Raw genomic sequence first — 15,343 nt, 5'->3', positions numbered from 1 at the left:
CTTAATTCAAAGGCTGTAAGGCATTACTTATCCAATAAATAAGACTATCGTTTATAAGAAAATAGATTATTTTTACTTGAAGTTTAATTTATTATGAAGATAAAAATAATCTATTTCCTATACGAAACATGCCTTATCTATATATTACTCATTCGCAAGTAGTACATAAACTTGCCGTTTCTATTATTGTACTTAGGAGTCTGTACCCACATAAAGAATTAATATGAGAAACAAACTAGGACTTTTAGAAGAATGAATGAGGTTAGGATAGATGTGATAAGAAACGTCTTACTTCTCGAAAGGTAAGTCTCCTTCCACCCAGATTGGCGTATTCTCCTCATCAAATCCATCAGTTGTTGAAGAAGAGACCGATAACCCCATTAAACGGATAGAATGCTTTTTATAGTCTGTTTCGCTGAGCAATAATTTTGCAAGTGGGAGTATATCATGCTTTGTTCGTAGGATTTTTCCTTGTGTTAAGCTACGTGTTATCTGCGTCGTTGCATCCCATTTCAACTTTAGAGTGAGTGTTCTTCCTTCAAATTGGTTTCTTGTCAATCGTTCTACAAGTTCTAAGGTGAGATGGTAAAGTTCTATTATAATCTTTGACTCAATATGTAAGTCTTCACGAAAAGTACGTTCACAGCCAACTGACTTACGTTCTCTACTTACGATTACAGGTCGTTCATCAATGCCACGAGAGAAATTATAATATATCTTCCCCATCTTTCCAAAAACCTGGATCATATGATTGTAAGATATATTACGTAATTGTTCACCTTTAAAAACTCCCATTTCATGCATCTTGGCAGCAGTTCTAGGTCCAACACCCCATAACTTTTCAATAGGAAGACTGCCGATGAAATCCATTGCACGATCAGGATGAACAATATAAATGCCATCGGGTTTGCGCATATCTGAAGCAATCTTTGCTAATAGTTTATTATAGCTAACTCCAGCTGAGGCTGTTAACGAAGTCCTTTCAAGAATCTTCTGTTTTATCTCTTTGGCAATGTCTATAGCCATCGAAATACCTTTCTTATTCTCTGTCACGTCGAGGAAAGCCTCATCTAAAGAGATTGGTTCAACAAGATCTGTATACTCATGGAAGACTTGATGAATCTGCCTAGAAACTTCCTTGTATCTATCGAAATGGCAGGGAACAATTATTAAGTCTGGACAACGACGCTTAGCTTGTACAATGGACATAGCTGAGTGAACACCATAAGGGCGGGCTTCATAACTAGCCGTAGATACCACTCCTCGTGGCCCATCATAACCAACAGCTATTGGCTTGCCACGCAGTTCTGGATTATCTCTTTGTTCTACAGAAGCAAAGAAGGCATCCATGTCTATATGAATAATTTTACGCATTACACACCCTGATTCACGCACAAAGATACTGAGAACTATAGAAAGATACACTTTTCTAACTAATAAATAAATAAAAAAAAGTACCTTTGCAAAGAAATAACAAAGACAACACTATAATAAATAAATCCAAGTTGAGTTATACTATACAAACGAGACTAACACAAGAAGAAATGGACATATCAACTAATATTGATGCCATGGGGAGGCTGCAACGTAGCCTCAAACGAGCCTTTGATATTATATCATCGCTCATTGGTTTCATTATTTGTTCTCCATTATTCATCATTATTATTCTCTTACTAACATATCAAAACAATGGTTCTGTGTTCTTTAAACAAGTTCGTATCGGATATAAAGGGAAGCCTTTCACAATCTATAAGTTCCGAACAATGAGTAGTATTGTGGAGGAAGAGGGACCTCAGCTTGTTGCAAATAGTGATAGAACAAATTCTACTCGATTAGAATTGTTCCTGCGAGATCATCATTTGGATGAGTTACCTCAATTATGGAATGTACTTTGTGGAGATATGTCGTTTGTTGGTCCGAGACCAGAACGTCAGTACTTTATAGATAAGATACAGAAACATACAGACCGCTATAACCTAATTTATCAGATGCGACCAGGACTTACATCTGAGGCTACACTCTATAATGGATATACTGACACTATGGAGAAAATGCTACGACGTATGGAGATGGACATTCGTTATCTACAACATCGTTCGCTATGGGTAGATTTTATCATTGTTGTTAAAACTATCCTTAATATTATCACTGGCAAGAAATTCTAACAATGGAAATGAAGAAATATATTCTATTCGTATTACTCTTAGCATGCTCTTTAGCTAGCTTTGCGCAATCATCTATGACCGATACGCAAGTGATGGAATTCGTTCAGAAAGAGCACAAACGTGGTACTTCACAGGCTCAGATTGTGACCAAGCTGATGCAGAGTGGCGTCGACATCTCTCAGATTAGGCGTGTAAGAGCAACCTATGAGAAGATGCAAAAAGGTAATGCTGCGTTTGGAGCTGTATCTGAAGGCAGTACTGGAGACCGTAGTCGTAGTAACAATGGGCAGAAGCGTCCTGGGCAGAACAAGCGTCAGGTTGCAGAGAATACACTCGACGACTACAATAATAGTGAGCAGGAGATGAACCGATACTCTGATGGTCGGATATCAAATAATCAAACGTGGGAACATACATACGATGAGAATGATGGCGACTATCTGAAGATGCAATCGGAGATAAATGATTGGATGCCACAGGACACCGCTGTATTGTATGAGAATCTTTTAAAGCAGTTAAGCCGTAATCGCAAGAAAGTCTGGGGACGCGATATCTTTAATAATAAGAGTCTATCATTCGAGCCGAATATGAACATGGCATTACCTCGTAACTATCGTTTAGGTCCCGGTGATGCTGTATTCATTGATGTTTATGGCGCTTCACAGAAGTCATATCAAACAACAGTTGCCCCTGATGGAATCATTACCCTAGATGGTTTTGGTCCTATTCAAGTAAGTGGCTTGACTGTCGCACAGGCAAATAATCGTATCAAGCAGAAACTAGGGAAGAGATACAGCAGTTCCAGTATCCGCCTTTCGGTGGGACAGACACATACAATCATGGTGAATGTTGTTGGTGAAGTTAAGACCCCCGGAACTTATACTCTATCAGCCTTTGCAACCGTATTCAATGCCCTTTATATGGCTGGAGGTATTGGAGACCTGGGAACATTACGTAATATAAAGGTATATCGTGGGGGTACGCTCATCAGCACCGTCGATGTCTACGACTTCCTTCGTCGGGGTCATTTGAGTGGCAACGTACGCTTGGCAGATAATGATGTCATTGTCGTTGGTCCTTACGAGATGCTCGCACAAGTGAGTGGTAAGGTCAAACGCCCTATGTTCTATGAGATGAAGCGTGGCGAGAGCTTGGGAACCTTGATTAGTTATGCCGGTGGATTCGCTGGCGATGCCTATACCCGTTCTGTCCGTGTACGCAGAAAGACGGGTCGTCAATACTCTATCTTTAATGTAAACGAGTTTGATATGCGTAACTTCCGGGTGGCTGATGAGGATTCCGTTAGCGTTGATTCAGTGATACCTCGTTATGAGAATATGGTTGAAATCAAGGGGGCTGTGTTCCGTCCAGGTATGTATGAGGTTGGTGGACGTATTAATAGTGTGCGTGAACTGGTAGAAGCTGCCGATGGATTAACTGAAGTTGCATTTGCTCCGCATGCTGTATTACATAGGAAGAAGGCCGATCGTACATTGGAGGTAATATCTGTAGATATTGATGGTATCCTTACTGGTCGCGTAGCCGATGTCCCTCTTCAGAATGAGGATGTGCTCTTCATTCCAACCAAGACAGAAGCGCAAGAACAGCGAACAATCACAATTCATGGAGAGGTGCTCTATCCTGGAATATATACATACGCTGACAATGAATCTTTAGAAGACTTCATCTTGCAAGCTGGTGGACTGAAGCAGACCGCCTCAACCGTAAGGGTAGATGTGTCACGACGTATCACCAACCCACAAGCACTTGAGCCAGATTCTATTATAGCACGTACTTATTCGTTCTCTCTCCGCGATGGCTTTGTCATAGATGGTGCACCAGGATTCGTTTTAGAGCCATACGATGAAGTTTACGTGCGTAAGAGTCCTGGCACATCAATACAGCAGAATGTGTCTGTGGAAGGGGAGGTCGTCTTTGCAGGGAACTATACCCTCACTTCACGTAAGATGCGTTTGAGTGATATATTCAAAGCTGCTGGCGGAGGAACTGACCTTGCGTATATAAAGGGAGCACGTCTAGAGCGTCGCCCAACACCTAGTGAGCGTGTTCGTATGGAGGCTGCTTTCAGAACTCAAATGGAACAACAAAGCAAGAATATAATGCAATTAGCTATTAGGACAAAGGATGCTGCCGTATTGCAAGCGGCACAAGAAAATAGCAAGAAAGCTGAAGAGAAGTTCCAAGTACCTGATATGTATCCTGTTGGTATAGAACTTGATAAGGCGATTGCTCATCCTGGTAGTGATGCTGACCTTGTATTGAGAGAAGGTGACAGGCTCATAGTTCCACAATATAATGGTACCGTCAAGATTAATGGCGCTGTTATGTTTCCAAATTCTGTTGGTTACGTAGAAGGTAAGAGTGTTGCTTACTATATCGACCAAGCAGGTGGCTTTGCCAATGATGCGAAGAAGAGCAATACCTACATCCTATACATGAACGGAATGTTAGCAAAGGTAGGTCACAATGCAAAGGTACGTCCTGGCTGCGAGATCATTGTTCCTACAAAGATACAAAGTCGCATGAGCCTTGCTGAAACCCTCAGTGTCGGCTCGAGTGCAGCCAGCATTGCAGCCGTCATAGCTACGATTGCGAACTTGATAAAGTAAGTAAGATAAAGAATAAATACATTATTATAATAAGACTTACTCTCATTAAAAAGAAAAATGACTAATAATAATAAAGTTGTTACAATTGACTTACGCTTAATTGTTAAGCGTATCATAAAAGAAAAGCTTCTTTTCTTGATAACAATACCTTTAGTGATGCTCCTCTCTATTTTATATATTTGGAATGAACCTCGCTATTATACAACAGACACTAAGTTAGCTCCAGAAATCAACAATTCTGGGAGTTCAGGAACAATCGGTTCACTTGCATCGTCTTTAGGGCTTGATATGTCTCAGCTAAAAAATACAGATGCTATTACACCAATGTTGTATCCAGACCTTATGGAAGATAACAAGTTTGTAGTAGAATTATTCAACATTCCCATTACAACTAGTAATGGGAATCAGTACACCTACTTTGATTATCTTGCAAATCATCAAAAGATTTCGTGGATTACAGGACTATTAAGTAAGAAACAAAAGAACATAACATTAGATACCGTATCCCCATATCACTTAACCAAAGAGCAAGCAGATGTGGCAGAAACTATTCGCAAAGATATATCACTCAAGGTTGACACGAAAGATGGGGTAATCACTATCACTGCAACTTCCCAAGACCCGCTAATCAGTAAGACTATAGCAGACTCTTTAAGAACTAAATTAAAAGAATTCATAACAGCTTACAGAACTGACAAAGCACGAAAAGATGTTGCTTACTATAAAAAACTTACCCAGGAAACTTTAAGCAGCTACGAAGATGCACGAAAGCGATATGCAGAATTCTCTGATGCTAATCAAGATGTCATACTGCAATCTATCCAATCTAAAACAGAAGACTTGGAAAATGATATGCAATTGAAGTATAATACTTACTCAGCTGCAAAAAACCAATATGATGCAGCGAAAGCAAAATTACAAGAGACAATACCAGTCTTTACTATAATTAAAGGGGCTCAGGTTCCTATAAAACCTGCAGGACCAAAAAGAATGATATTTGTGATTGTTGTATTCATCATTACGAACATGATATTAGTACTTATATCACTTAGAAAAGATATAAAGAAGATTTTCATATAATGGCATGAAACAAAGTATTCCAACTACCTTAGGAATCCTATTCAAGAAGGTTACAGGTGTACAAGATATTTCTTTATTACGAAAGGATATTCATAAACGTATAGGGAAATTACTATATCATCAGAAATATACAGCTGATGAGATTGTGGAAACCATGTGTAACCTTGGGATGAAGAAGGGAAGTGTTATATGCATTCATGCTTCCATGAAAGAATTTTATAACTATCAAGGTACAGCCGAAGAACTGATAAAAAAAATTCAAACTATCATCACTACTGAGGGCACTTTGATAATGCCATCGTACCCAAACCCACGTTACCAAAAAGAACCAAGTTATATCTTCAACCCAAAGATCGATCCAACATTTGCAGGTCACCTTGCAGAAGTTTTTAGGAAGAGTCCAAATGTTGTTCGTAGCATTAATGTACAACACTCAGTTTGTGCATGGGGAAAATATGCGAAATGGCTCGTAGAGGAACACTCTGCATGTAAAAACTGTTGGGATGAAAAGTCTCCATGGTACAAAATGACTACGTTGGGGGCTCTGGTCTTTACAATAGGACTTGATGCTCATTACATCGGAACATTTGACCATTGTGTAGAAGCTTTACTATATAAAGACTATGAGTATTGGGGACAGTTCTTTACTCTACAGAAAACATATAAGTATTATGATAATGACGGGACTATAAAGGATTACACTTGCATAGAAGGTGACTTGGAAAGAAGGACTCGCGAGCAGAGACTCATAAAACATTTTACTTCTGAAATGTATCGTAAAAAAAGAATTTCCAATCTTCTTATAAAAGTCTTTAATTCTAAACTTTGCCTTGAAAAGATGTTAGAACTTGGACGCAAAGGAATCACAATGTATTACGTCCCATCAACTAAAGGATATAAATTTGATACAGATTATTAACAAGATAAAATCCAGTGCATTATTACTCAACACATTAAAAATGTCTATGAGTAATATTATTATGTTACTGCTTCCGATAGTTGTAACTCCTATTTTGTCACGCTTATATCTTCCATCTGATTTTGGAGATTGGGGAGTATTCTCTTCATTTGTATCTATCTATACTTTAGCTCTCTTTGCTGGATATGAAAATGCGCTTGTAAAGGTAACAGAAGAAGAAATTTCTTATACTGCAACTCTCTGTATCGTCATCAGCTTATTGATTACAATTGCTACTACACTCGCATTTTATTTCAGCTACACAGAACAGATAAAATTTTCTAAAAACTTTCCTTCTATTGGATTACTATTCTTTTATCTGATAGCATACGCCTTGCATACAGTGTTCAGTAATATGTGTAACAGATATGGCAGATATTCTGGTATAGCTATAGAAAATATTATTTTAGGAAGTTCACAAGCTGGTTTCCGAATTTTATTTGGAATCATAGTGCTTTCCAACATTAATGGACTTATCTTAGGAACGACACTTGCACAAATGGTAACTGCCATATTTCTTTTTATCTATCTCCTCTATATCAAGAAATACAAACAACTTTGGGCTTTCGACCTACAGAAAATGAAAGCCATTATCATAAAATACAAGAACTTTGTAGTCTATGATGCACCATCAAGTATCCTATGTTTCGCAGGATTCAACATACCGTTACTGGTTCTTGTTGCTCATTTCAACAAAGCGACAATTGGAAGCTATTCCATCATCCTACAACTTCTTCTCTTACCAATGACAATAATCGGCTCAGCCATTGGGCGTATATATTATGAACAATTATGTTCCGATAATACAGAAAATAACAGACTGAGAATACAGCAGCGCACTATACAGGTAGGGAAAGTAGTTTCATTAATATCTTTCCTACCTATGCTTTTCCTTGCATGCGGAGGAGATAAAATCATCATACTATTTCTTGGACCTAAATGGACAATATCAGGAGGAATAGCCTTATGTCTTGCCTTTTGGTCATTCCCAACTATTCTTACACAGCCATTGATTCCGCTGTTTCGCTACCTCAATAAACAACGTATTCTATTTTATTATAATAGCATATATGCAACCATCTCTATAGGCTCTATCATCATAGCCTGCAATATGAGCAACAATATCTATCACATTCTAACCTTATATACTTTCACATGCTCGTTAGTTAATCTGGCTATGTTTTTCCACATACTAAGGTTAGCTAACATATCTCCCTTTGTATTCAAAAGATACATTCCTTTCTGGATTCTATCTTCTACTATTTTAATCCTTAGAATTATATTTATATGAAGAAGATTATAGGATTCATCTTTAATGCTGACAATGTATTCTCACGAATCATCTGTAGTCTTGTCTATATAGTTGTATATGACTTGGCATTCAATGGTTTTGTATTTAAGCTCTTTCATTATATGGGAATAGATTATATCCCAATGCCAGCAACGACTTATATGATATGGGCTGTAATATCAATCTTCCCCATCTTGTTTTATAAAGGAATAAAAGTGTTATCTTCTTTTTTCACCATCTTTCTATATATCATGGTGTATATTCCTTTTGTCCATGCGATTTTTACAATGTGGGGAATTGATACCTTCACGAAATTTACTTATAGTTTACTCATGGCCTTCCTTTTCTCCCTATACTTCTGTATAGGGACAAGCAATACCATATTCAAAAACATTATCATTGCTCCACAGATACCATTCAAATGGGTTGAATTCTTCACCATTCTATTAACTGCTATTCTTGTTATCACCAATATAGGCTCTATGCATTTTGTTAATATATTCACTCAATCTGATTTAATGTATGAACTAAGAGCCCAAAATGCAGAAAACGCAGAAGGTAGTTCAACTATCCTTGCATATATTAAGGGAGCACTATTTGGAGCATTCTATCCATTCCTCTTAATTAATTATCTTGGTGAAAAGAAATGGCTTAAAACTGCTCTCATAACAGCGGCCTACTTTTTACTTTTCATGATAGACATGCAGAAACTTACGTTCTTCATGCCGTTCGCACTCATTGCCTTATGTTTCTTTATCAAAAGACAAAGAAATGCTTTCAATATGAGATTACATTCTACTGTTATGTATTTATTCTCAGCTGCAAGCATTGGCATTATCAATATGAAAGATGAAGTTATACAACTGGGGGCAGGATTCATTGTTATTCTCCGTACCACAGCCGTAGCAGGATGGTTAACACAATATTATCTACGTTTCTTCTCTGTCAACGACAAGCCTTATACACTTTATTCTCACATAAATATAATCAACCTCCTTACAGACTATTACCCGTATGCTGATTCTTTAGGTAAGACTGTTGCCTATGGTTCACAAAATGCAAATGCAAACTTCCTTTTAACCGATGGTGTTGCAGCTGCGGGAATATTTGGATTGCTTTTAATAGGGTTAGTTTTCTATGTTCTCTTGCACATCCTCAATTCTATATCCTATCGATATAGGCTTTCAGACCTTTTAGTAATCTTTCTTCCAACTCTCTCGTACATCTTGAATACCTCATTATTCACAACATTACTTTCCAATGGCCTATTAATCTTAATTTTGCTTCTTGGATGTACAGAGAATCCAATTGATATCCGTTTAAATAACAATAATAATGAACAATAATCTTTGTATCATCACCAATATAGGGGCACACTACAGATACCCCATCTTCTCACTCATTAGCAGAGAAATTGGCTGCGACTTATTCCTGGGCGACAAGGTGAAGCAGAAATTAAAGACTTTCGATTATGAAAGGCTTGATGGTTATAAGAGAACACTGAAAAATCAGTTTCTTGGCCCATTCTACTGGCAGACAAATAGCGTAAGCCTCGTCTTCAAAGATTATAAATACTATATTCTTGACGGAGAGCCTTTTTGTCTTTCTTCATGGATTATTCTCATTCTATGCAGGCTCATGGGGAAAAAGACCATATCATGGTCACACGGGTGGTATGGACGTGAGGGACATTTCAAAGGATTAATCAAAAGATTCTTCTTTAGTCTTTTTAGTGAACTGATGCTTTATAACGAATATGCTATCAAACTCATGACTGAACAAGGTTTTAATCCTGCACACATGTACTGTATAGCCAACTCCATGGATTCTGACAAGGAAAAAGAATTACGTACATCATTAAAACCAAGTACGCTTTTCCAGGAATACTTCCACAACAACTACCCCACTGTCATCTACTGTGGTCGAATTCAGAAGTGGAAAAAATTAGACATGATTATTGATAGCATGGAGATTCTTGAGAGAGAAGGGAATCCAATTAATGCCATCTTCATAGGACAGGACATTGAGAATGTAGACCTAAAATCTTATGCAGCCTCCAAAGGGCTGGCAAATAATGTCTGGACTTATGGCCCTTGCTACGATGACCGAATCATTGGAGAGTTCTTTTATAATGCATCCGTATGCGTATCACCTGGCAATGTAGGGCTAACTGCCATTCATGCCTTGTCGTTCGGTTGCCCTGTTATAACTCATAACCAGTTTCCATATCAAAACCCAGAATTTGAAGCAATCAAACCTGGAATAACAGGTGACTTCTTCGAGAAAGATAACCTCTTAAGTATGACCAAATACATAAAGAAATGGACCTCACAAACACAAGAAGAACGGAAGCAGACCAGAACGGCTGCCTTCAACGAGATTGATAGTAAATGGAATATCCACTACCAAATAAAAATCATAAAAGAAGTGATATCAAACAAGCCAAAGATTAGACTCACTAAGGGATAATCTTCTCTATCCAAAGAGGATATACTTTCAGCAACAAACAACTTCAACATTATGCCGACAAATACAGACTCTACATATTTCAGAATAAGATCCTATATTAGGAATATCATACTAAATATTCTCGGAACATTTAGTAAACCACAACCAGGGATACACATTCTGAACGGACACAGAATATTGGACGAAACAGAACCTGAAACATTCAGGTCTTTATTGAAAGAACTGTCTAAATACGTCAAGTTCATACGCTTTGAAGAAGCTGTAAAGCTCATTACGACGCAGCAACAACCTTCAGAGCCACTTGTCGCTTTTACATTCGATGATGGCTTCAGTGAGTGTTACGATTGTTTTGCTTCAGTAATAGAAGAATACGGTGTGAATGCCTGTTTCTTTATTAATCCGAACTATGTTGAAGGAGATCAGAAATATATAGACAACTTCAATGAGCACATCGTCATGACTCACCACAAGCAGCCTATGAGATGGAATCAGATAAAGGAACTCTCTGATAGAGGTTTCATTATCGGAGCACACACTATGGATCACTACATGATAAATGACGATAACGAGGACATCCTACGCTATCAAATCAACACATGCAAAGGCATCATTGAGGAGAAGCTTGGTAAGCCATGCCAACACTTTGCTTTCCCCTATGGTAAACTAACAGAAGCCAACGAACTATCAATAAACATTGCGTGTGAAACTTATGAATATGTTTTTTCACAATCAGATTACAAGCATTATTTCTCATTCAGCGGAAAAGTTATCAATCGCCGCCACTTTGAACCATTCTGGCCGAAACAACATCTAAAATACTTTCTTAGTGCAAGGAAAAAATAACATGAGACTTTTCTCAACAATTCCCTGATTAGGAGAGCTACCAATGATTAAGTAACTAATATAGCGCATATTGGCACTTCACAGAAAAAAGGTTGACCTATTTCTTGAAAAAGGTAGACCTTTTTAATCAAAAAGGTAGACCTTTTTTGCGAAAACCGTCAACCCTTTTAACACAAAGGGTCAACGCTCTCAAAAGAATGGGTACTTTGTTGAAATTAACAGATTAGTTGGGGAGACCGTCAACAACAAGCAACACTCTGACAATGAATTTCAAAATTGTATTTATATGAGAAGTCAACAAAAAAAAATACTGCAAATCAACATTACCGCCAACTGGGGTTCACATGGAAAGATTGCAGAAGGCATAGGTAAGATAGTTCTCAACCATGGTTGGGAAAGCTACATTGCATACGGAAGATGGATGAATCCAAGCCAATCTACACTCTATCACATCGGAAGCAAATGGGATGAAGCAAGGCATGGAGTCATTAGTCGGTTCTTTGATAACCACGGACAGAATTCAAAGAATGCTACCCGCAAGCTCATTCAATACATACAAAGCATACAGCCAGATATTATCCACCTACATAACATTCATGGATACTACCTTAATTATCAATTATTGTTTGAATTTCTCAAGCAATATAATGCACCTGTTGTATGGACTCTACATGACTGTTGGGCATTTACAGGACACTGTGCACACTATATGTTCATCAACTGTGAGAAGTGGAAGCTGCACTGTGAAAGATGTCCAAACCTTAGGACTTATCCTAAAAGCTGGTTCTGCGACCGGTCTTATCAGAACTTTGAAGACAAGAGAAAGGCTTTCACTTCCTTGGATAATATAACACTAATACCTGTAAGTACTTGGTTGCAAGACCAGTTAAAACAATCGTTCTTAAAAGAACAAAACATAATTACCATACACAATGGTATTGATACACAGCTTTTCAAGCCCACAGAAGACTTCTTGCCAGTACTACGAAAATATAAAATAAACGAGACAAAGTCCATCATACTGGGCATTGCCTCCAATTGGTTTCATAAGGGTTTAAACGATTTCATACAGCTAAGAAGGTTATTAGACGATTATTTTCAAATAGTTCTTGTCGGGCTAAACAGCCAAGAACAGAAAAAAATACCACAAGGCGTCATCGGTATTCCACGCACACAAAACATAAAAGAGCTCATAGCATTATATTCTGCTGCAAATATACTCCTAAACCCGACATGGGAAGACAATTTCCCCACTACCAACTTAGAAGCAATGGCATGTGGGACACCTGTCATCACCTACAAAACAGGAGGAAGTCCAGAAGCCATTGATGAACATACTGGGTTTGTTGTCCAACAAGGTGATATACAAGAAGCTGCCAACATCATAAAGAGAGTAAGTGTGGAAGGTAAGGACAAATACACCAAAGAATGCCGCAAACGAGTAAAGACATATTTCAATATGGACACACAATACATGGAATACTTTAAGCTGTACAATCAACTATTAAGATGACACGCTACTAAGACACACTCCATTTCGTTTGCAAACAACCTTGAAATGTCCTTGAACTTTCTATAAAGGTCTATCCTTTAAATCCTAAACTCAAAGAGTTTATAGAGGTATTTGAGCGCTATCAAGAACTGATTACTATATATTCCATTCTCCCGACAGGCACGAGTATCTTCCTGCAAAAGTAATCGGTGGCTATGAATACCATTCGTGCTCGCTCCGCCATTACGCATCGTAACAAAGTCAAGATTAAGATATTTCGACTTAATCTTATGAACACAAAACATGCGCACAACTATCTCGAAGTCGGCACCTATCTTATAATCAAGTTTGTAAGGACCTACCTTTTGATAGACCTCACGCCGTACATACAATGAGGGATGGGCTGGCATAAAACCAAAACGAACCCAGAACGGGGAGAAAATTTTAGATGAGTAATAGCGCGTAACCTTATCAGGTTCACCGTCATGAATGAAATGTATGTCACCATACACAGCTTCTAAAGCCTCATCTTCGAATGGTCTTGCTAACTTAGAGACTATATCGTTCGATGTAAAATAATCATCAGAATTAAGGATTCCAATAACCTCTCCCGTAGCCATTGCTATCCCTTTGTTCATAGCATCATATATACCCCGATCTTTCTCAGATACCCATTTCACAGAATGAGAGGTCGTCTTTGAGGCGTATGCTCGTATAATATCTACTGTTGAGTCCGTCGAACCACCATCTATTATAATGTGTTCAATATTGCGATAATCCTGTCGCAAGACAGAATCTAAGGTATCTTGAAGCGTTTTCTCACTATTAAAAGTTGCTGTAATAATAGATATTTTCATTCTATCAAATATTAGATTTGTTTACATAGTTCCTCATCAAAAGCCTACTCTTAAATGAATACTACTACTGAATGAAACCATTTAATTATTAGTACTTCCTACTTTAACAATTTGATTACATCTCTGATGTTGCTGTATAAACACATAAAGCTCAATTGCCAACAAAAGTACAAAAAGAAAATGACATACAAGACTATTCTGAAAGATAAAAGTCTCGACTAAAGACAAAACAATAATTAAAACTTTCTAACACTACAATACAATATAATTACATAAAAAGAGTTTATAGAAAGAAGAGAATACTTTAGAATATGTCGACATACACTTTAATCAGCTTCTTTGCTTTTGCCATGAGTGCGACCTGTGGTTTCGTTATGATACCACAGATTCTCTCGTTTTGTAAAAAGCGGAAGTTATATGACACACCAGATGCCAGAAAAATACACAAGAATGCTATTCCACGCTTAGGGGGCGTCTCGTTCATGCCGAGTATGCTGGTGGCTACACTCGTGGCCCTGCTGACGTGGGTTTATACCAGTACAGGGAGTAAGATTGGGATTAGCCCGTGGAGCGTCTTCTTTGGCGTGGGTATCACCGTTATCTATATAACAGGCGTACTCGATGACATCTTTGGCGTGAGGGCTAAGCTGAAACTTCTTGTACAGATAGCGGTTGCCAGTCTGTTGCCGATGTCCTATCTTTACATTAATAACCTCTATGGTTTCTTGGGCATCTATGAGATACCAACGTTCGTGGGGATGGTGATTACCGTTGGAGTTCTGGTCTTTATCATGAATGCTATCAATCTGATTGATGGCATTGACGGCCTTTCTGCCAGCTTAACGCTCATTGCCTTGTCGGGTCTTTTCTATGTTTTCCATCGCGAACATATATGGGTTTACTGCATCCTCATCGCTGGTTTGATGGGAGTCTTGGTGCCTTTCCTTTATCATAACATCTGGGGAAAGCAGGAGAAGAACCAAAAGATATTCATGGGCGACTCTGGTAGCTTGACGCTTGGCTATATCCTTGGCGTACTACTGATTAAGTTCTGTATGTATAACCCTCATGTCATGCCTTATCAGAAGGGGGCTACACTCCTCTCCGTCACCTTACTTATCGTACCAACCTTTGATGTTTTCAGGGTTATCATCGTACGATTATTGCACCACAAGCCGATTTTCAGGGCGGATAAGAACCATATCCACCATAAGCTGATACGTGCAGGACTAACTCTGCATCAGACGTTGATTAGTGTTATTGCACTGTCCTTTCTGTTCATAATCATCAATCTCTCGCTTTTCAATCACCTCCTTGTGACATGGATTATTGCGATAGATGTCGTTATCTACATCGCCTTCCACTACACACTCGACTCCTTTATCAGAAGAAGGGGAGCACTTCCTTTCACCGAATAAAGAGGAAGTAAAAAAGGTAAGAGACTAAAAAGCAAAGCAGCGTTATTAATATATACACAAAAGGCAGGCTTACACCTGCCTTTTGTTATTTCGTAGCCATAAAGACTTAAAGCAATATCTTAAACAAAAACTACCCTTCT

Annotated in this window: 12 protein-coding genes; 10 read left to right on the top strand and 2 right to left on the bottom strand. The window is 38.2% G+C overall.

Annotation, left to right across the window (positions count from 1 at the left end; genetic code table 11):
• Positions 1 to 288: 288 nt before the first annotated feature.
• Entirely contained in the window at positions 289 to 1,374 is a 1,086-nt protein-coding gene (gene dinB / locus F0475_RS07590) for a DNA polymerase IV (RefSeq protein WP_155716150.1), read from the bottom strand.
• Between the two features lie 170 nt (positions 1,375 to 1,544).
• On the opposite strand from dinB, the gene F0475_RS07585 reads away from it, so the two are divergent.
• The 9 genes from F0475_RS07585 to F0475_RS07545 all read left to right on the top strand — a co-directional run bounded on the left by F0475_RS07585 (position 1,545) and on the right by F0475_RS07545 (position 12,949).
• Positions 1,545 to 2,165: a sugar transferase gene (locus tag F0475_RS07585; protein ID WP_036894929.1), complete on the top strand. Its 621-nt coding sequence runs from the start codon at positions 1,545 to 1,547 to the stop codon at positions 2,163 to 2,165.
• Positions 2,166 to 2,173: 8 nt separating this feature from the next.
• The gene (locus F0475_RS07580; protein WP_155716149.1) at positions 2,174 to 4,795 is read left to right on the top strand and encodes an SLBB domain-containing protein; all 2,622 of its coding nucleotides are present in this window, start codon (positions 2,174 to 2,176) and stop codon (positions 4,793 to 4,795) included.
• A gap of 57 nt (positions 4,796 to 4,852) precedes the next feature.
• Entirely contained in the window at positions 4,853 to 5,875 is a 1,023-nt protein-coding gene (locus tag F0475_RS07575; protein ID WP_155716148.1) for a Wzz/FepE/Etk N-terminal domain-containing protein, read from the top strand.
• Positions 5,876 to 5,879: 4 nt separating this feature from the next.
• Positions 5,880 to 6,794 carry an AAC(3) family N-acetyltransferase gene (locus F0475_RS07570; protein WP_155716147.1) on the top strand — a complete coding sequence of 305 codons (915 nt, stop codon included), beginning with the start codon at positions 5,880 to 5,882 and terminating at the stop codon, positions 6,792 to 6,794.
• A gap of 46 nt (positions 6,795 to 6,840) precedes the next feature.
• On the top strand, positions 6,841 to 8,124 hold the full coding sequence (locus F0475_RS07565; protein ID WP_234422975.1) for an oligosaccharide flippase family protein: 1,284 nt from the start codon (positions 6,841 to 6,843) through the stop codon (positions 8,122 to 8,124).
• Positions 8,121 to 9,470 (top strand): hypothetical protein, encoded by a 1,350-nt coding sequence (locus F0475_RS07560; protein ID WP_155716145.1) that lies wholly within the window; start codon positions 8,121 to 8,123, stop codon positions 9,468 to 9,470. The genes F0475_RS07565 and F0475_RS07560 overlap by 4 nt, the downstream gene beginning before the upstream one ends.
• Positions 9,460 to 10,593 (top strand): glycosyltransferase, encoded by a 1,134-nt coding sequence (locus F0475_RS07555; protein ID WP_155716144.1) that lies wholly within the window; start codon positions 9,460 to 9,462, stop codon positions 10,591 to 10,593. Before F0475_RS07560 ends, F0475_RS07555 begins: the two co-directional genes overlap by 11 nt.
• 51 nt (positions 10,594 to 10,644) lie before the next feature.
• Positions 10,645 to 11,436, top strand: a complete 792-nt coding sequence (locus tag F0475_RS07550; RefSeq protein WP_155716143.1) for a polysaccharide deacetylase family protein — start codon at positions 10,645 to 10,647, stop codon at positions 11,434 to 11,436.
• Positions 11,437 to 11,722: 286 nt separating this feature from the next.
• On the top strand, positions 11,723 to 12,949 hold the full coding sequence (locus tag F0475_RS07545; protein WP_155716142.1) for a glycosyltransferase: 1,227 nt from the start codon (positions 11,723 to 11,725) through the stop codon (positions 12,947 to 12,949).
• 77 nt (positions 12,950 to 13,026) lie between these two features.
• Here the strand turns inward: F0475_RS07545 and F0475_RS07540 are convergent, their stop codons facing one another.
• Entirely contained in the window at positions 13,027 to 13,785 is a 759-nt protein-coding gene (locus tag F0475_RS07540; RefSeq protein ID WP_155716141.1) for a glycosyltransferase family 2 protein, read from the bottom strand.
• Between the two features lie 311 nt (positions 13,786 to 14,096).
• Between F0475_RS07540 and F0475_RS07535 the strand changes: the two genes are divergently transcribed.
• On the top strand, positions 14,097 to 15,203 hold the full coding sequence (locus F0475_RS07535) for an MraY family glycosyltransferase (RefSeq protein ID WP_155716140.1): 1,107 nt from the start codon (positions 14,097 to 14,099) through the stop codon (positions 15,201 to 15,203).
• Positions 15,204 to 15,343 lie beyond the last annotated feature (140 nt).

Source organism: Prevotella vespertina (genome assembly GCF_009728485.1).
Taxonomy (GTDB): Bacteria; Bacteroidota; Bacteroidia; order Bacteroidales; family Bacteroidaceae; genus Prevotella; species Prevotella vespertina.
This window is presented reverse-complemented; position numbering and strand designations above follow the sequence as displayed.